Origin of the sequence: Akkermansia muciniphila (assembly GCF_002884975.1) — a bacterium.
GTDB classification, from domain to species: Bacteria; Verrucomicrobiota; Verrucomicrobiia; order Verrucomicrobiales; family Akkermansiaceae; genus Akkermansia; species Akkermansia muciniphila_C.
The window spans coordinates 1,236,126-1,253,099 of sequence record NZ_PJKB01000001.1 but is presented as its reverse complement, the minus strand read 5'-3'; the positions used below and the strand labels follow the sequence as shown (position 1 = coordinate 1,253,099).

Sequence of the window (16,974 nt, the reverse complement as noted above, 5' to 3'; positions counted from 1 at the left end):
TTACATGCGGGGGCTCCCTGTTTGGGGCGTCTCCGTTGCTCACCATTTACGCTTATACAGTTCCATGATTGAAACGATTAAAGAAGATCAGTTGACCCCGCAGCAGGCCGAATTTTGGGTGCGCGCCCGCCAGGCGGTGGACATGAACAATTACCCTTATGCCGTCAGCCTGCTCAAGGCCCTGGTGAAGCAGCTCCCCGGCTTTCTGGAAGGCCGCAAGGCCCTGCGCGCCTGTGAAATCAAGCTGAATCCGTCAGCCAAGAAGGCCGGCCTGTTCAGCGGCATGAAAATGAGCACCAGCAAGCTCACCTCCTCCAAGAAGGATGCGGCCACCCAGCTCTCCTCCCTGGAAGATGAACTGGAAAATGATCCGTACAGCATTCCCGTGAATGAGGCCCTGTTCACTGCCGCCATGGACGTGGACTTCCCGGATTTGGCCGCCTTTGCGCTGGAAACCGTCCGCCAGGGCCATCCCGGCAACAAGAAAATGCTCCACATGCTGGCCTCCCATTACGTTTCCCGTGATATGCCGGCTGAAGCGGCTGAGGTGTACCATGACATCGTGAAGCTGGACCCCACGGACAGCCTGGCCGTGAAGAGTGAAAAGGACTGCATGGCGCGCGCTACCATGCAGCAGCAGAAGTGGGAGGAAGCCAAAAGCTTCAAGGATGTGATGAAGAACTCCGCGGAAACGAACGCCCTGGACAAGAGCGACAAGAAGGGCCTCACCCGCGCTGAACTGGAAGAACGCCTGGGGCTCCTTTCCGCCCGTTATGCCCAGAACCAGCAGGATCTGGCCGTCGTGCGCGACATTGCCGGCGTCTATGAACAGATGGAAGACTGGGCAAATGCCTATTCCTTCTACAACTATGCGTTCAGCCTCAGCAACAATGACATTTCCCTGGAAAACAAGGCTTCGGAAATGAACGAGCGCTACCGCAAGGCCCAGGTGGAGGAAATCCGCAAACGCGCCGCCGCGGAACCTGACAACAAGGAACTTCAGGAACAGCTGGCCCAGTTCAGCAAGGACGCCGCTGAACAGCAGGTGGCCCTGTACCGCCAGCGCGTGGAAAACAACCCCACGGACCCGCAGACGCGTTTTGAACTCGGCCAGGCCCTCTTTGACTGCGGCAGCTATACGGAAGCCATTCCGGAGCTCCAGCGCGCGCGCAACAACCCCCATATCCGCATCCGCGCCATGCTGCTGCTTGGCAAGTGCTATGATGCCAAGAACATGCATGATATGGCCCTGCGCCAGCTGGAGGAAGCCAACAAGGAGCTGATTGAAATGAATGACACCAAGAAGGAAATCCTTTACATGATCGGCCTGCTTGATGAAAAGCTGGGCCGGAAGGAAGAATCCCTGGCGGCGTTCCAGCAGATTTACGACGCCGAATACGGCTACCGCGACGTAGCGGCGCGCGTGGAATCCTCCTACAGCAAGTAAAGGCTGCCTTATTCCTTGCCCGCAAGGGCGCCTCCGAAAGCCTCTGCCGGGAACGGCAGAGGCTTTTTGCCAATAGACCAGGCGCTCCGGTGGATGTGCCTTTGAATGGACACAATCCTGAAACCGTTGTTTTGAAGACAGGGAATGTACCGAATGATCCAGCCGCGCGGTATTTTTTCTTTCCGGAATGAGCCGGGGCGGGGAGAGACTGGAGCGTGGGGCCGCGCCCGCCCGTATTTGACAACGGAGGGGTTCAGTAATAGACTGGAGAAGCGCCGGGAGGCAAAATAATGGCGGAGGCAGAAACTTATGCGTGCATTACTGATTATTGACGTTCAAAATGATTACTTTCCGGGGGGGCGTTGTGAACTGGTTGGCTCCGTTCAGGCCCTTGAACGGGTCAGGGCTGTGTTGAACCGGTTCCGGGAAAAGGAATGCCCGGTTATCTTTGTCCGGCATATCAATACCCGGCCCGGCGCCGCCTTTTTCATTCCGGGTACCTCCGGCTCTGAAATCCATCCGGATATTGCCCCCATGGAAGGGGAACCGGTTGTGGTCAAGCACGCCCCCAACAGCTTTTTCCAGACGAACCTTCAGGAGCTTTTACAGGCGGTGGGAGTGAGTGAACTGGTGGTTTGCGGAATGATGACCCATATGTGCATTGATACCACGGTGCGCGCCGCGAAGGATTACGGCATTCCGGTAACGCTGCTTTATGACGCCTGCGCTGCTAGGGACCTGGAGATCATGGGAAATTGCATCCCGGCGAACACCGTGCATGATGCCTATATGGCCGGATTGAACGGCATGTTTGCCGACGTCAAGCTTGCGGAGCAACTGGAATTTTAGGCGCTCCGGGCGCCTGTCATGGAGGGCTTTCCGATGATTTTACTGATTGGCGGCAGCTCGCATACGGGGAAAACGCTTGCGGCGCAGCGGGTGCTGGAAAAGTACTCGTATCCCTATTTATCCATTGACCATTTAAAAATGGGGTTGATACGCAGCGGAATGTGTTCCCTCACGCCTGAAAGTTCCGATGAAGAGCTGACGCCCTTCCTCTGGAACATCATCCGGGAAATCGTAAAAACCGCGATTGAGAACAGGCAGAATCTGGTGGTGGAAGGCTGCTACATCCCGTTTGACTGGAAAAAGGATTTTGACTCCGCTGGCCTGAAGCAGATTCGTTATGTGTGCCTGGTTTTTTCAGAGGACTATATTCGCCGGCATTACCATGACATCATGAACCATGCAAACGTGATGGAGCGGCGGCTGGAAGACGCCTCCTGCACGCGGGGAGGCTGCTGCGGGAAAACAGGGATAACCTGGAACAGTGCAGGCGGCACGGGTGTGATTATGTGCTGATCGACGGTGCCTACAGCGTGGATATTGCGCTGTAAAAGATGACGGAGCCCACGGTTCCGCTGTTCCCGGAGGCATGGAACGGCGGTGAATTCCTGCCGTCTTCATTTTGCCCTTGCTCCTTGAAAAAGAAATGTTAGCGTGAAGTATTGTGAGAACTGCCCTGATGAAACTTATTTCCGTCTTCTCCGCGGCGTGCCTGTCGGCAAACGTTCCCGCGCGGAGTGGTGAAGTTCCTCCGGAAAAGATGGTTTCCGCGTCTCTTCTGTCGGCTGCGAGTGAAACCTCATGGGAGCCGGGAATCAAAAAAACTCGGAAAAAGTTCATCGTGGTTTTGGGCTTCTCCATTCCTGCTCCCGGTAAAATCATAGGCTGCCGGAAGGATGGCATCCATCTGAAGATAGGTGATTCCAGCGGCGCGGGCAGCGCTTCGTCCGATTACCGGGATTCTCTGGGTTCCAGTGATCCGGAACTGGTGATGGAAACGGAACATTGGGTTCCATCCCCGGCCGCCCGCTGGGTGAGCGTGAAAGGAAATGTTTCTCTTGTCACCGGGGAGAAAGAAGCGCTGTCTGAAGGGGCGCTTTTCTCCATGAAGGAGAAAAAGGAGGAACGGCCTCTCGTTCTGAAAGGCGGCGGTTTGATGGATGACGGGCGGCCGGGGGATGTCAAGACAACCCTGAACCTGAAATGGTCCCTCAACAAGGGTTCCGGGAAGATAGACCTGAATGTGAAATTGAGCTCTCCACGCCTTCTTGGCGTGGAAGGCGTGACGCTGATGAAGCCGGACGGGACTCCCGTTATGGGAAGAAACTGGTGCACCAGCCAATCTCCCGGTTCCGGCGGCCTCTCTTTATGGGTGTGGGAGTGGGATTACGGGCTGGATCCCGGGGAACAAGGGGAAATACAGGTTTTTGTGAACTACATGACCGGACTGCATCAGGTAGACGTACCTGTGGATATGAAATTCGGCCTGTCCGGAATAGCCGGAGAAACTTCAGGCAAGTAAGGATGATGAATGCAATGCGTTATTTATGGTGCGGCGTCTTTGCCTGCCTGGCGGCCTGGCAGCCGTGCCGGGGCTCCGGCAGTGATAAGAGGGAGGAGAAGGTGGAAATAGCCTTCACGAAGGCGGGCCTGGAGCGGAGTTCGGAAAATGGGAAAAGAACAGGAGATTTGCAGTGGAAGTGCCAGGCGGTTCTTTTTATTCCTGAACCCTGGGACTTTGGAAACCGCTCCGTTGCGGAAAGGCAATCCGTAAAGATGTGTGATATGGACGGCAGGGAGTTGGCTGCTGTGGAATTTTATACGGGCTGGCTGAACGGACGAGAGCAGAAAGGGGTGAGTTATGTGGAAATTCAGGGTACGGCTGCCTGCCTGCCGCCCGCCGGCTGTACGCAGGTCCGGATGAAGGGGCGCCTGAGGGTTCCGGTGGTGCGCATGTTGAAAAGTCCCGTTTATGAACTCCCCTTAAGGCCCGGGGCCTCCTCCCTTATTCCTCTGCCGGGCAGTGAGGAGGGGTACGTCAGGAATGCGGATGATGTGGTGAAGTCAAATGAGCTGCCCATGGGAGAGCTTTACGTAGGCAAGTGCGAGTGGAAGAAGGGCGATGGAGAAAAGCAGCTCTCCCTGGACATTTGCCTGGATGCCAATCATCGGTTCGAGCCGGAAAAAATCGAGCTTCTCGACGGGAAGGGAGAGGTAATGAAGTACAGGAGACCCAATAGGTCCGACATTGATGAACAGTCAAGAAGCTGGTCCGCTGATTTTACCTTTTCTTCCCCGGAAAAGATGGATAGGGACAAATGCAGGGTCCGGTTGATTTACAAGACAGTGCCGGAGTATGTTACCGTTCCTGTGGACGCCAGGTTTGGAATGGGAGGGGAAATACGGGAGGAAGCGGGAAAGAAAGCCAGGTAGCGTTTTGTTGGAATTGGGGCCGGTTCTTTGATGGAGTGCCGTTTTCAACTTGTCCTGTCCGGTAAACCTGCTATGGTGGGAAAGTTCCAACCCCCTGCTTATGTGTCATTATTGCCTGCCCGCCCTGGCCGTGTTCTGCCTGGTAGCCCTTTCCGGCCCCGCTGCCGGAAAGGAAAGCCCTGAAGAACCTGCCGTAACCGTTTCCCTGGATGGTTGGAGAACGAACCTCCAGGAGGCCGGGCCGTTTTCAAAAGCCAGCCGGTCGTTTTCCATGGATTTGAAGGTCAGGGAAACGTCTTCTTCATGGAAGGTGGCTTATGGCGGGGAGTCCGGCTCCGAGCTGGCCCTGACGGATTCCGAAGGAAGTTCTCCTGCCAAAACGAATTGCCGTTACAGTGATTCCCGTTCCTACCAGCAGAGCAACATAGCCGGAACAATTTTTTTAAGTACGCCGTCCTGGCTGCCTTCGGAAAAAGCCAGGTGGGTGGAAGTCAAAGGGGAGGTTCCCTTGGTGATATATAGCAGCCCCGCCGTTTCGGAGAGCGTGACGCTCAAGATGACGGTCAAGGATTTCTCCGTTCCTCTGGTGCTCAAGAACGCCGGACTGGACGGCGGGGACGTGAAGGTCAAACTGAAAGGCCATTATGATGAGGGCGGAGACGACACGAAGGGGTATATGCTGAGGGTGGAAGTCTATTCTTCCACTCCGCTTGGCTTTCTGGATTTTGAACTGCATTCCCCGGATGGCGCTCCGCTGGTGACGGAAAATTACGGTTCCAGCTCCGGACGCTCCCTGAAGAGTTATGACTGGGGCCGGTACTTCCGGATGCAGGGGAAGAAGCAGGAGGAACTGAAGGTGGCCGTTCAATATGCGGAGGGATTAAGGAAAATCATGGTGCCCGTCTGTATCCGGTGCGGCCTGTCCGGCGTCGTGGAACAACAGGATACCCCGAACAAGGAGAACTAGGATGAATAGGCAGAGCATTATTGTTGCCCGGTTTTTGCTGTGCGCCGCTGCGGCTTTGGGAGCGGCGGCGTGGGGCGGCGGCAAGCCGGAGGAAAAAAATCCGGTGAAGGTCGTTTTTGTTTCCGTCGGCATGGAAAAAAACAGCATGTGGATTAACGGAGCGCCCCAGGAATCCCCTCTGCAGCTGAAGTTCGGAGTGAATTTCAGCGTCAAGTCCCCATTGGGCTTTGGGTCGCGATACAATGACGGTATCCAGTATCTGGAGGCGACCGATTCCACCGGCAGGAAGCTGGCTCCGGCAGAGTTTAGGATGGGCAGCATGTACCCGCGGAGTGAAGGCGGAATAGTACAGGCAACCGTCAATGGAGTTGCCGGAGAACTGCCTTCTCCGGACGCTTCCTGGGTACGGCTGAAAGGGGTGTTCCGCGTTCCCGTCTCCCGTTCCGTGGAGAGCCCTGTTTACGAACTTCCCCTGGCAGAAGAGGCGGAAGAGCATGTGCCGCTGCCGGGGGCCAATGACCGGGAGGAAGCGGGAGGCGGAGACATCGTCCTGTCTGAAAGCGTGCCTACAGGCAGGCTTTTCCTGAAAGAGTGCAGTACGTTTGAAAGGAACGGAAAAAAGATGAGGAAAATGATTCTGGGGCTGGGGGTGGAAAGCTCCTTCGACCTGGACCGTTTTGAAATTCTCAATGAGAAGGACGAAGTTCTGGAAACCGAATCCCGGGGCGGGGGGAGCAGCATGAACTCCTCCTACCGTGAATGGACAAATCGCTTGCAGTTTGAAGAGCCGGAGAATATGCAAAAACTCAGGTTCCGGATGATTTACAAGGTTCCTGTGGAGCCGGTCTCTGTCCCCGTGGACGTCAAGCTGGGCATGAGGGGGGAGATCAGGGATAAGAAAAAGTAACGGGAAGGCCTCCCATGTTTATTTATAGTTCTATTTGCTTGCGTTAGCGGTTAAGCGGCTTACATGGAACCAACCCTCTGACTTGTTGTGATGCTGCGTTTATTATTGACCATACTGCCGGCGGCATGCATGACGGGAATGCTGCATGCGGAAGTTTCTTCCCCGCCCCGGGTGCAGGCGCGGTTTGATAGTCTCCAGTTCCAGTATGGAGAGCTTGGCGATTCCGGGCCTTCCCCCAGGCTCCGTATCCAGTGGAATCTGAGGCTTCAATGTAACCCTCCCTGGCGGGTGGCGTATGTGCGCCAGGACGGAGAGAAGCCGGAAATAGCGGATTCCCGCGGCACCCGCATGGCGAATGCTCCGCTGTCTTTCTGCACGGCGGATAACCGTGACAAGTCTGCCGCTTTCCGGGCAAACCTCCATATCTGGGGGGAGAAATGGAGGCCCGCCCCGCACTCCACGTGGATGTCTGTGCAGGGCTGCATGCCTGTAGCCGTGTCCCGGTCGGTAAAGCTTTCGGAAAAAATAACGCTCTCCCTGAAAGATGGAGAAAAGGCGTCCATCTTATTGAAAGGCGCCGCCCTGGGGAAGGAAAGCGACGTGCGTGCTGCCGTCACGGTGGAGTGGTGCCGCCCGGGCCGCAGGAAGGGCAGGGAAGGAGTTTCAGCCGTGATCCGGGTGAAGACCGCCGTACCCTGCGGAATCAAGGAGCTGGAGTTTTTTACGGAGGACGGGCAGCCGGGCGATGTTTCCAAATCCTGTGAAGCATTTCATGGCAGTTATGGCCAGTACTACTGGCTGCAAAATATTTGGATGAGCACGGAGAGCAAGGACCGGTTCAAGATGGCCGTAAAATATGCCTCCAGCTTGCAGGAGGTGATGGTGCCCGTGTCTTTCAAGGCGGGCATGGGCGGCATGGTGGCGCCCGTCCGTCAGGGGGAAGAAAAGAAGGAGGAGGAAAAATGATGAAACCTGCCGGGTTGGTTTGCTGGATGTTGTGCTGCGCCCCCGGGGCCTTTGCCGGTGACGATGGCCTCACTCAGAAGATTCCTGTGGAGTCGGGGTTAAGGAGCATGGAAATCCGCTGCAAGGAATCCGCGGAGGCGGATGAACAGGCGCCCCCGGCCGTTAAATTGTCTTTTGAGCTGAACTTTGGCGTGTTTGAGCCCTTTAATCTGATCCGGAGCGGCGATGTGGGGGACCAGAGCCTGGAAGCGGAGGATTCCACAGGCAGGAAACTGGGCGCCGTGGCCTTTGACGTGGGAAATTTGCATACCTGGAAAAGGGGAAAGAGAAGGGTAACCGTGTTCAAGGGGGAATGCCCGGAGCTTCCGTCTCCGGAAGCTGAGTGGATTCGGCTGCATGGCGCGTTCCACCTTCCTGTAACGCGTGATGTGCCCAGCCCGGTTTATGATTTTTCCCTCAGTGAAGGGGCAGTCTCGTTCCCTGTGGCCATGGCCGGGCCGGAGGAGGAGCAGGAGTGTGCCGGAGATATGGCGGTGGCGGGAGACGCGGGAGTGGAGGAACTGTCCGTGAAGGTTTCACGCCGCCTGGGAGAGAAGTGGGTGCTGGAAGTCATGCTCTGGAATGACAAGGGTTACCGTATTGCTTCCTGGGAGTTGATGGACGGGGATGGAAAACCATTGAAGACAGACTTTGTCAACGGTATCATCTCCCGTGATTCCAGCCGCCCCGGAATCGGCCAATACATGGCGGTGGATGGCGGGACGGACCTCAGCAAGCTGAAAATCAGGCTATACCGCAAGGAGGACATGGGGACGGTCTCCCTCCCGGTGGATATGAAGATGGGGCTGCACGGAACGGTCCCGGAGTAGAGGGCGCATCAGAGCACCTTGGAGAAGAATTCCTTCAGCCTGGGGTTGGAGGGATGGTCAATGAGCTGGGCCGGAGGCCCCTCCTCCACGATTTTTCCCTTGTCCATGAACAGGATGCGGGAGGCCACCTCGCGCGCGAAGCCTATTTCATGGGTGACCACCACCATGGTCAGGCCTCCCTGGGCCAGGTCCTTCATCAGGGAAAGCACTTCCCCCACCATTTCCGGATCCAGGGCGGACGTCGGTTCATCAAAAAGGATGGCGTCCGGATTCATGACCAGCGCGCGCACGATGGCGATGCGCTGCTTCTGCCCCCCGGAAAGCTGGAGGGGATAGGAGTTCCGCTTGTCGTACAGGCCGATGCGCCGGAGCAGGGTTTCCGCCTGTTCCACGGCTTCCTTCCTGGTGGAGCGTCCCGTTTTAACGGGGGCGATGGTGATGTTTTCCAGAATGGTCAGGTGCGGAAACAGGTTGAAGTGCTGGAAGACCATGCCCACGTGCTGGCGGAATTTGTTGACGTCCGCATGGGGGGCCGTAATCAGTTCCCCCTTAAAGCGGATTTCTCCGGAAGTAGGTTCCTCCAGCAGGTTCAGGCAGCGCAGGAAGGTGCTTTTTCCGGAGCCGGAGGGCCCCACGATGAAGACCACCTCCCCCTGGCGGATCTGCGTGGTAACGTCATTCACCGCGTGCACGGTGTTGAATTCCTTCACCAGATGGCTGATCTGGAACATGGGCGCGTTTCCGGGCTCTTCATTCATTGTTTTTCAGTCTCCTTTCCAGTTTGCCGAGCAGCCAGCTGAACAGCATGACCACGGAGAGGTAAATCAGGGCTACGGCCGTCAGGGGCATGAAGGCGGTGTAAGTCTGGCTGCGGATGATGTCCCCGCCCTTGGTCAGGTCCTGGAGGGCGATGTAGCCGGAGACGCTGGTTTCCTTCAGCAGCACGATGAACTCGTTCCCCAGCGCGGGAAGCACGTTTTTAAAGGCCTGGGGCAGGATGATGAAAACCATGGTCTGGGAGTAGCCCAGGCCCAGGCTGCGCCCGGCTTCAAACTGTCCCTTGTCAATGGACATGATGCCGCCGCGGATGATTTCCGCCACGTAGGCTCCGGAGTTGAAGCCGAAGGCCACCACGGCCACCAGCACCTTGCTGACGTCCACCGTGCCGAAGATCACAAAGTAGATGATCAGCAATTGCACCACCACCGGGGTGCCGCGGATGACCGTCAGGTACAGCTTGCAGAGGGCGTTCAGGAAGCGCAGGCCGCCCGTCTTGTCATGCGTGGCGCGGATAACGGCCACCACAAAGCCCATCAGGATGCCCAGAAGGACGGAGAAGAAGGAGACCTCCAGCGTCACCAGGAAGCCGTTGGCCAGGTATCTCCAGCGCCCTTCCTGCATGAAGTTGACGTCAAAGGAGTCCTTCATGTCCAGCCACGCGTTTTCCAGCCAGTTTCCGCCCGCGGCGTGTTTTCCGGCCCCCGCGGCGGATTTTACCTGCATGGCCGCGTATTTGGCCCGTATTTCCTCCAGCGTGCCGGAGGCTTTCATGTCCGCTATGGAGCTGTTGATGTCCCGGAGAAGTTCCGGATTCCCTTTGCGCACGGCAATGGCGTAGCTCTCGGAGGTGAGGGGTTCCGGCAGGATTTCCAGCCGGTCGTTGCCGGCCACGTACATTCTGGCGGGGTCCTGGTCAATCACGGCTGCGTCCACCTTGCCGGCTGCTACGGCCGCTACGGCAAGCGCTCCGTTGGGGAAGCGTTCCGGCTGCTGGATGTTCCGGGTGACGTAGGTGTCTCCGGTGGCTCCGTGCTGCACGCCTATTCTTCTGCCGCGGATGTCGTTCCTGCTCCGGATGGGGGAGCCTTTGGGAACAATGATGACCTGCGCCGCTTCCATGTAGGGGATGGAAAAATCCACCTTTCCCTGGCGTTCCGGAGTGACCGTGATGCCGGAGGCCGCCACGTCCGCCTTTCCGGAGACTACCGCCGTAATCACGGAGTCAAAGCTCATGTCCTCAATAACCAGCTCCCTGCCGGTGCGCCGGGCCACTTCCCGCATGATTTCCGGGTCAATGCCCATGATGGCGTTCCCCTCCCAGAATTCGTAGGGCGGGAAAGTCGCTTCCGTGACCATCAGGATTTTACCGTTTTCCGCCGCTCCCGCGCTGGAGCACAGGAGGAGCCAGCCCGTCAGAAGGGCTCCGAGGTATTTCAGGAAAGGAGGGAAAGCCATGGCATGTAAAAGGGAGGAACCGGCAGCGGTTGAATCGGTGGGATATATGATTTACCTGCCCGGAACGCAATAAAAAATTGTCTTTCCCGGGTGCAGCTTTCCCTTCCATGGATGGCGGGAAGAGCAGGGGAAGACCCCCTCCATGGAAGCGGGTTCAGCGCACCAGCTTCAGGATGGCCCTGCGCAGCCGGTAGGCGGTTTTTTTCAGGATGGTATGGCGGCTGAGCTCCCCATAGGCCGCAGCGGCGTCATTCCGGCGCATGGCGGAGAAAAAGGGGTCATTGAGGGACGGATGGACCTCAAGCGCCTGGCGCCAGATGGCGCTGCCGTTCAGTTTTTCAAGCGCCTCCGGCATGCTGCGGGCCGTCAGCTCTCCGGAAACCGCCAGAGTAGCCAGAAAACTGCGGACGTTGTTCAGGAAGGCTCCCAGCTCGCTTTTTTTCCAGTCTTCCCGGTCCGTCATGGTCAGTTTTGTGGAATGAAGGAGCAGCATGTCGTCAAACAGGGAGAGGGACAGGTTGCCCGTCACTCCTCCGAATTTATAGATATACACCTCCCTTGCCAGCACGGCTATCCGTTCCGCAGCGGGAAAGACCTGAAGGTTGAACAGCTGGTCTTCCGCATACCTCAGCCCGCTTGGGGCCGGGCGGTTGTCCAGCAGGAATTCCCTTCTGTAAAGCTTGATGCACATTTTCCCGTACGTGTAGAAGAGGCCATGGCGGTCCATGCCGAAGAAGCCGGAATAGTAGGAGGAAAGGAACTCCTCCCTTTCCACCACCCGGCTATGCGGTATATGGCCGTCTTTCCGGCGGAAAAGGCCGAAGCGGTCCAGGTGGCGCACGTAGTCCCCGATGACGATGTCCGCCCGTTCCCGGACGGCCATTTGAACCATGGCCTCTACGCTGTCCGGAAAAATGGCGTCATCCCCGTCCACGAACATGACATATTCCCCCGTGGCCGCGTCCATGCCGGCATAACGGGCGGCGTCCACCCCCGCGTTGGCCTGGGTGATGACCCTGATGCCGGGGTGCCGTTCCGCGTAAGCGTTCAGGATGCGCGCCGTCCCGTCCGTGGAACCGTCATTGACCAGAATAATTTCCAGCGGCAGCCAGGTCTGGGCCAGCAGGCTGTCCAGGCAGGCGGAAACGCACGTTTCCAGGTTGTACACGGGGACGATGATGCTGACGAGGGGAGTTTCCGGCGCGGGGTGAAGGTGGGGCTGCATGGGTGCCGATGGGCCTGATGGTTGTAAAGGCTCCGCCGCCATGAATAGAATGCCTGTCTGGCACGAAGGTGAGGAACATGGCCCGGACCGGAAGGAACGATAGGTCATCCGGAGGCATCAAACAATGCTGAAAAGCTGTTTTTTGCATTGTCGGATAATTAGTGTCATTTGCTATTTTCTTCATATTCAATATGTAATGATATATGAAAGAAAAAAGCGTTTTTTAGAAGCAGAATATGAAACCGGATTATCAGTCCGCAGTCAATCGAAGATTCTGACAATATAAAACTTAAGGTGTTTTTGGATTTTACCCAAACAAACGGGGCGTTTTCAACCATCTGCCTAAAAGATTGAATTTAATGGCTTTCCCGGGCTCATATTCTGAAACGGACTGATAATCCGTTAGAGTACGCCCGCGTCCTTTTTTGCCTTGGCATGTGTTTTGATTTTGTTCCCATTTCCCTATACACAGCATTGTTTAACTGGACTGTTCTTTTTTTTATACTGGGTGCAGTGTATCAGGCGGGAACGGCAGGAATTTATTCTCCTGCCACGACCCGGCTGGACAGCCTTGCCGGGATTTTGTTCGTGCTCGCCCTGATCCTGTACATGGGCGCGCGGCCCGTAAGCGGTGAGTTTGGAGACACCATTAATTACGCCGCGGAATTCCAGACCCTTCAGGAAGGGGAGGCCGGGAACTGGAAAGCCCAGCTGACGGGCATGAAGGGGGAATGGCTGTTTGCCGTCATCCTGCATGCCTGGGTGCAGCATGGTAACGTGCATGACTACTTCCTGACCTGCGCCGCGGTGTACGTGGGGGCGCTGGCGTTGGCCAGCTACAGGATTTTCGGCGCCAGGTGGTTCATTCCGTTCCTGGTTGCGTGCGCCATGTTCACCTTCTGGGTGTATGGCGTCAACGGCATCCGCAACGGCATGGCCGCTTCCGTGATGATTCTGGGCCTTACATTCCGGAAAAACCTCAAGATGCTGCTGCTGTTCACCGTGCTTGCCGTCAGCCTGCACAAGTCCATGATGCTGCTGGCCGCCGCAGGCGCGCTGGCCTGGTTTGTGACGGATACGCGGTATTACGTGGCGGCGTGGCTGTGCTGCATCCTCGCCGTCATTCTGGCCGGGCCCGCCATTGGGGAAATGATCGCCTCCTCCGGCTTTTTCGATGATCCGCGCCTGACCCTTTACATCAACCAGGCTGATGAACTGAAGGCTTCCTCCGCCTTGTTCAGCAGTGTCGGTTTCCGCTGGGATTTCCTGATTTACAGCGCTCTGCCCATCATCTCGGGCTGTTACTTCCTGTTCAGGGAGGAGTACCGGGACGTGATGTACACGTGGCTGCTGAACATTTACATTGCGGCCAATGCGTTCTGGATTCTCTGCATGTACGCGGCATTCAGCAACAGGTTCGCGCAGCTCTCCTGGTTCCTGATGGGCTTTGTCTTCATCTATCCCTTTTTCAAGCAAAGGTTCTGGGCTGACCAGGAAAAGAAACTGGCCTGCTTTATCCCGGCGATCTACGTCTTCACCTTTTACATGAATATTTACAACGCATGAAAAAGAAGATCATCAGGGTTGCGGCGGCCTCCATCTCCCTGGACCTGCTGCTCAAGGGGCAGTTGAATTACCTGAACGGTTTCTTTGACGTTCTCGCCGTGGCTTCCCCCGGTGAGGAGCATGAACGCATCCGCCGCCGTGAGGGCGTGCCTACCGTGGAGCTTGAGATAGAACGGTCCATTTCCCTGTGGAAGGATTTGAAGAGCCTGTGGCGCCTGTTCCTGCTGTTCCGCAGGGAACGCCCGTGGGGGGTACACTCCCTTACGCCCAAGGCCGGGCTGCTGAGCATGACGGCGGCGGCTTTTGCCCGTGTTCCAGTCCGGGTCCATACTTTCACCGGCCTGATATTCCCGTACCGGAAGGGTGCCTTCAAATGCCTGCTGAAGCAGATGGACCGCCTGATCTGCCTGTTTGCCACACATGTTATTCCGGAGGGGGAGGGCGTCAAAAAGCTCCTGATGGAGGAGAAAGTGACGGGCAAGCCGCTGGAAATCCTGGCCCATGGCAATATCAACGGCATAGACACGGACTATTTCCGCTGTTCCGGCTGCCGGGAGGAAGTGAGGGCGCGCCTGGAATTGCCGGAGGACGCCGTGCTGTACGTTTTTGTGGGGAGGATTACGGAAGACAAGGGAATCCGCGAGTTGCTTGCCGCATTTGCCGCCCTGCGCGCGGAGGGGACGGGGGCGCCCGTTTTTCTGGCGCTCGTGGGCTGGACGGAGGATTACGCCGGAAAAGAACTGGAGGTGCCCGGAGTGTTCCGCCCCGGTTTCCAGGAGGACATCCGCCCCTGGCTGGAAGCCGCGGACGTGTTTGTGCTGCCCAGCTACCGGGAGGGATTCCCCAATTCACTGCTGCAGGCTGGAGCCATGGAGCTGCCCGTCATCGCCACGGACATATGCGGGTGTAATGAGATTGTGAAGGACGGCGTGAACGGCCTGCTGGTCCCGGCCCGGGATGAAGAGGCGCTGCGCTGCGCCATGGCCTCCCTCAGGGATGATCCGGAACGGCGCAGGAAGATGGGCGCGGAAGCGGCCCGGCAGGTGGAAGGCAGGTTTACCTGCCGGATCGTGTGGGAAGCGCTGCTCAATTTTTACGGGAGGGTATCGGCATGATTTACGGAAATTGCATTAAGAGGGTGGTGGATTTTTTCATCGCCCTGGCCGTTCTGGCGGTTTTGCTGGTTCCCTTTCTTGCGCTGATGGCGCTTCTGGCCCTGGCGAACCGCGGCACGCCGTTTTTCCGTCAAACGCGGCCCGGTCGCCACGGCAAGCTGTTCCGGATCGTCAAATTCAAGACGATGACGGATGAAAGGGATGCCCGCGGGGAACTGCTGCCGGACGAACGGCGCCTGACGCGCGCAGGGCGGCTGGTGCGCTCCCTGTCCCTGGATGAACTGCCCCAGTTGTTCAATGTTCTGGCGGGGCAGATGAGCTTCATCGGCCCCCGGCCCCTGCTGCCGGAATATCTGCCCCTGTACACGGCGGAACAGGCGCGCCGCCATGACGTGAGGCCCGGCATCACGGGCTGGGCCCAGGTGAACGGGCGCAACTCCATCAGTTGGGAACGCAAGTTTGAACTGGATGTCTGGTATGTGGACCACCTGGGCTTTCTGCTGGATGCCCGCATCATCTTTTTAACGCTGGTGAAGGTTGTTCAACGCCAGGGAATCAGCGCTGAGGGCAGCGCCACCATGGAAAAATTCACAGGTTCCGGAAAATGAAGAAAAATATAGCGATTATAGGCGCCGGGGGCTTCGGCAGGGAAACGGCCTGCTGCCTCAGGGCAATCAACGGGGAGTCCCCCTCCTGGAATTTGATCGGCTTCTTTGATGACGGAGTTCCCGCCGGAACGGAAAACGAGTACGGGCGCGTGCTGGGCGCAGTGGAAGAGCTGAACGCCTGGAAGGAGCCCCTTTCCGTCGTGATCGCCATTGCTTCCCCCCGGGCCCTGGAACGCATTTCCGGCCTGCTGGATAATCCGCTGCTGGATTTTCCCAACATCATCGCCCCGGACGTGAAATTCTACGACCGTGACCGGGTAGCCATGGGGAAGGGGAACGTCATCAGCTTTGGCCACATCTTCAGCTGCCACGTGGACATGGGGGATTTCAACCTGTTCAGCTGCGGCTCCCTGATCGGCCATGACGTGACGCTGGGGAACTGGAATGTGGTGGCCAACGGCTGCAAGGTGTCCGGAGGCGTGACGCTGGGGAATGCCAATTTCCTGGGCGCTGCGTCCGTGGTGCTTCCGTGCCGTACGGTGAAGGAAAACGTGGTTCTGGGCGCCAACTCCACGCTGGTGCGTGACGCCCTGGAGGGCGGAACGTATGCGGGATGTCCCGCGGTGCTGAAGAAGAAGCCGTCTCCGGCTCCGGAAAAGAAATCCGCCATCTGGCTTTCCCTGGCCAGCACGGGTGAGGCTGAAGAAAAGTTCGTGCGTGAAGCTTTTGAATCAAAATGGGTGACTACGGTGGGCCCGAATGTGGACGCTTTTGAACGGGAGCTGGAGGACTACCTGGGGGAAACCCACGTAGTGGCCCTGGCGTCCGGCACTTCCGCCCTTCATCTGGGGCTGGTGATGCTGGGAGTGGGGCCGGGGGATGAAGTCCTCTGCCAGTCCATGACGTTTGCTGCCTCCGCCAATCCCATCATTTACCAGGGGGCTTCCCCCGTGTTTGTGGACAGTGAGGAAAGCACGTGGAACATGTCCCCGGAACTGCTGGAGGAAGCTATCAGGGACCGCATCAGGCAGACGGGGCGCACTCCCCGGGCCATCATTCCGGTGGACCTGTACGGAATGCCCGCCCGCATGGAGGAGATCATGGAAATTGCCGGGAAATACGGCATTCCCGTGCTGGAAGACGCCGCGGAAGCGCTCGGTTCCGAGTACCGGGGGCGCAAGTGCGGGGTGTTCGGGACTTACGGCGCGTTTTCCTTTAACGGGAACAAGATCATCACTACCTCCGGAGGCGGCGCGCTGTGCTGCCCGGATGAGGAATCCCGGAACAGGGTCAAATTTTACGCCACCCAGGCCAGGGACCAGGCGCCGCATTATGAACATACGCATATTGGCTACAATTACCGCCTCAGCAACGTGTGCGCGGGCATAGGCCGCGGACAGATGCTCTCCCTGCCTGCCTTTCTGGAAAAAAGGCGCGGCATTCATGAGGAATACCGCCGCCGCCTTTCCGGCGTGCCGGGGCTGTCCCTGCTGGAAAATCCGGACGCCCGCTACCATTCCAACCACTGGCTGACCTGCGTGCAGATCAATCCGGAAGAGGCACGGTTTGACCGGGAAACGCTGAGGCTGGAGCTCCAGAAAGCCGGCGTGGAAAGCCGCCCCCTCTGGAAGCCCATGCATTTGCAGCCCGTATTCCGTTCCTGTCCGTTTTACGGGTCAGGCGTGTCGGACCGCCTGTTTGAACAGGGCCTGTGCCTGCCTTCGGGCGCTTCCCTGACCGGGAGAGATATGGACCGTGTCATTGACGTCATGCTGAATCTTTAATGTTTG

At 57.6% G+C, this 16,974-nt stretch carries 15 protein-coding genes and 3 pseudogenes; 14 read left to right on the top strand and 4 right to left on the bottom strand.

Translation table 11 applies throughout. The features are described from left to right. Positions 1–64 precede the first annotated feature (64 nt). The 9 genes and pseudogenes from CXU21_RS05070 to CXU21_RS05030 all read left to right on the top strand — a co-directional run bounded on the left by CXU21_RS05070 (position 65) and on the right by CXU21_RS05030 (position 8,435). Positions 65–1,447 (top strand): tetratricopeptide repeat protein, encoded by a 1,383-nt coding sequence (locus CXU21_RS05070; protein WP_146016734.1) that lies wholly within the window; start codon positions 65–67, stop codon positions 1,445–1,447. Positions 1,448–1,756: 309 nt separating this feature from the next. Further along, positions 1,757–2,296 (top strand): cysteine hydrolase family protein, encoded by a 540-nt coding sequence (locus CXU21_RS05065; RefSeq protein WP_102725277.1) that lies wholly within the window; start codon positions 1,757–1,759, stop codon positions 2,294–2,296. A 33-nt stretch (positions 2,297–2,329) separates the two neighbouring features. Further along, positions 2,330–2,844, top strand: a pseudogene (locus tag CXU21_RS05060) (adenylate kinase). A gap of 128 nt (positions 2,845–2,972) precedes the next feature. Continuing rightward, positions 2,973–3,815 carry a hypothetical protein gene (locus CXU21_RS05055; protein ID WP_102725276.1) on the top strand — a complete coding sequence of 281 codons (843 nt, stop codon included), beginning with the start codon at positions 2,973–2,975 and terminating at the stop codon, positions 3,813–3,815. A 2-nt stretch (positions 3,816–3,817) separates the two neighbouring features. After that, the gene (locus CXU21_RS05050) at positions 3,818–4,726 is read left to right on the top strand and encodes a hypothetical protein (RefSeq protein WP_102725275.1); all 909 of its coding nucleotides are present in this window, start codon (positions 3,818–3,820) and stop codon (positions 4,724–4,726) included. 100 nt (positions 4,727–4,826) lie between these two features. After that, positions 4,827–5,693: a hypothetical protein gene (locus tag CXU21_RS05045; protein WP_102725274.1), complete on the top strand. Its 867-nt coding sequence runs from the start codon at positions 4,827–4,829 to the stop codon at positions 5,691–5,693. Position 5,694: 1 nt separating this feature from the next. After that, the gene (locus tag CXU21_RS05040; RefSeq protein ID WP_102725273.1) at positions 5,695–6,600 is read left to right on the top strand and encodes a hypothetical protein; all 906 of its coding nucleotides are present in this window, start codon (positions 5,695–5,697) and stop codon (positions 6,598–6,600) included. 129 nt (positions 6,601–6,729) lie between these two features. Next, a complete protein-coding gene (locus tag CXU21_RS05035) occupies positions 6,730–7,566 on the top strand; it encodes a hypothetical protein (protein WP_180972657.1) in 837 nt (278 codons plus the stop codon). A 107-nt stretch (positions 7,567–7,673) separates the two neighbouring features. Continuing rightward, positions 7,674–8,435, top strand: a complete 762-nt coding sequence (locus CXU21_RS05030; protein ID WP_102725271.1) for a hypothetical protein — start codon at positions 7,674–7,676, stop codon at positions 8,433–8,435. Between the two features lie 8 nt (positions 8,436–8,443). On the opposite strand, the gene CXU21_RS05025 is transcribed toward CXU21_RS05030, so the two are convergent. The 4 genes and pseudogenes from CXU21_RS05025 to CXU21_RS05015 all read right to left on the bottom strand — a co-directional run bounded on the left by CXU21_RS05025 (position 8,444) and on the right by CXU21_RS05015 (position 11,895). Further along, positions 8,444–9,193 carry an amino acid ABC transporter ATP-binding protein gene (locus tag CXU21_RS05025; RefSeq protein ID WP_102725270.1) on the bottom strand — a complete coding sequence of 250 codons (750 nt, stop codon included), beginning with the start codon at positions 9,191–9,193 and terminating at the stop codon, positions 8,444–8,446. Beyond that, positions 9,186–9,863, bottom strand: a complete 678-nt coding sequence (locus CXU21_RS12635; protein WP_343125740.1) for an amino acid ABC transporter permease — start codon at positions 9,861–9,863, stop codon at positions 9,186–9,188. The genes CXU21_RS05025 and CXU21_RS12635 overlap by 8 nt, the downstream gene beginning before the upstream one ends. 90 nt (positions 9,864–9,953) lie before the next feature. Beyond that, a pseudogene (locus tag CXU21_RS12630) lies at positions 9,954–10,571 on the bottom strand (transporter substrate-binding domain-containing protein); the annotation flags it as partial. A 253-nt stretch (positions 10,572–10,824) separates the two neighbouring features. Further along, positions 10,825–11,895, bottom strand: a complete 1,071-nt coding sequence (locus CXU21_RS05015; protein WP_180972656.1) for a glycosyltransferase — start codon at positions 11,893–11,895, stop codon at positions 10,825–10,827. Positions 11,896–12,483: 588 nt separating this feature from the next. Here CXU21_RS05015 and CXU21_RS05010 point away from each other — a divergent pair. The 5 genes and pseudogenes from CXU21_RS05010 (at position 12,484) to CXU21_RS12620 (ending at position 16,968) form a co-directional block, all read left to right on the top strand. Further along, positions 12,484–13,461, top strand: a complete 978-nt coding sequence (locus CXU21_RS05010; protein ID WP_180972655.1) for an EpsG family protein — start codon at positions 12,484–12,486, stop codon at positions 13,459–13,461. Continuing rightward, a complete protein-coding gene (locus tag CXU21_RS05005; protein WP_102725266.1) occupies positions 13,458–14,576 on the top strand; it encodes a glycosyltransferase family 4 protein in 1,119 nt (372 codons plus the stop codon). Before CXU21_RS05010 ends, CXU21_RS05005 begins: the two co-directional genes overlap by 4 nt. After that, positions 14,573–15,184, top strand: a complete 612-nt coding sequence (locus tag CXU21_RS05000; protein WP_275539845.1) for a sugar transferase — start codon at positions 14,573–14,575, stop codon at positions 15,182–15,184. Before CXU21_RS05005 ends, CXU21_RS05000 begins: the two co-directional genes overlap by 4 nt. Continuing rightward, positions 15,181–15,411, top strand: a pseudogene (locus CXU21_RS12625) (serine acetyltransferase); the annotation flags it as partial. The gene CXU21_RS05000 and the pseudogene CXU21_RS12625, both read left to right, overlap by 4 nt. Positions 15,412–15,852: 441 nt before the next feature. Further along, a complete protein-coding gene (locus CXU21_RS12620) occupies positions 15,853–16,968 on the top strand; it encodes a DegT/DnrJ/EryC1/StrS family aminotransferase (protein WP_343125739.1) in 1,116 nt (371 codons plus the stop codon). Positions 16,969–16,974 lie beyond the last annotated feature (6 nt).

What these genes read in the sequence shown, in the direction of transcription:
- CXU21_RS05070 (WP_146016734.1), top strand. Translation starts at nt 65, where the DNA reads ATGATTGAAACGATTAAAGAAGATCAGTTGACCCCGCAGCAGGCCGAA.
- CXU21_RS05065 (WP_102725277.1), top strand. Translation starts at nt 1,757, where the DNA reads ATGCGTGCATTACTGATTATTGACGTTCAAAATGATTACTTTCCGGGG.
- CXU21_RS05055 (WP_102725276.1), top strand. Translation starts at nt 2,973, where the DNA reads ATGAAACTTATTTCCGTCTTCTCCGCGGCGTGCCTGTCGGCAAACGTT.
- CXU21_RS05050 (WP_102725275.1), top strand. Translation starts at nt 3,818, where the DNA reads ATGATGAATGCAATGCGTTATTTATGGTGCGGCGTCTTTGCCTGCCTG.
- CXU21_RS05045 (WP_102725274.1), top strand. Translation starts at nt 4,827, where the DNA reads ATGTGTCATTATTGCCTGCCCGCCCTGGCCGTGTTCTGCCTGGTAGCC.
- CXU21_RS05040 (WP_102725273.1), top strand. Translation starts at nt 5,695, where the DNA reads ATGAATAGGCAGAGCATTATTGTTGCCCGGTTTTTGCTGTGCGCCGCT.
- CXU21_RS05035 (WP_180972657.1), top strand. Translation starts at nt 6,730, where the DNA reads ATGACGGGAATGCTGCATGCGGAAGTTTCTTCCCCGCCCCGGGTGCAG.
- CXU21_RS05030 (WP_102725271.1), top strand. Translation starts at nt 7,674, where the DNA reads ATGGAAATCCGCTGCAAGGAATCCGCGGAGGCGGATGAACAGGCGCCC.
- CXU21_RS05025 (WP_102725270.1), bottom strand. Translation starts at nt 9,193, where the DNA reads ATGAATGAAGAGCCCGGAAACGCGCCCATGTTCCAGATCAGCCATCTG.
- CXU21_RS12635 (WP_343125740.1), bottom strand. Translation starts at nt 9,863, where the DNA reads ATGAAGGACTCCTTTGACGTCAACTTCATGCAGGAAGGGCGCTGGAGA.
- CXU21_RS05015 (WP_180972656.1), bottom strand. Translation starts at nt 11,895, where the DNA reads ATGCAGCCCCACCTTCACCCCGCGCCGGAAACTCCCCTCGTCAGCATC.
- CXU21_RS05005 (WP_102725266.1), top strand. Translation starts at nt 13,458, where the DNA reads ATGAAAAAGAAGATCATCAGGGTTGCGGCGGCCTCCATCTCCCTGGAC.
- CXU21_RS05000 (WP_275539845.1), top strand. Translation starts at nt 14,573, where the DNA reads ATGATTTACGGAAATTGCATTAAGAGGGTGGTGGATTTTTTCATCGCC.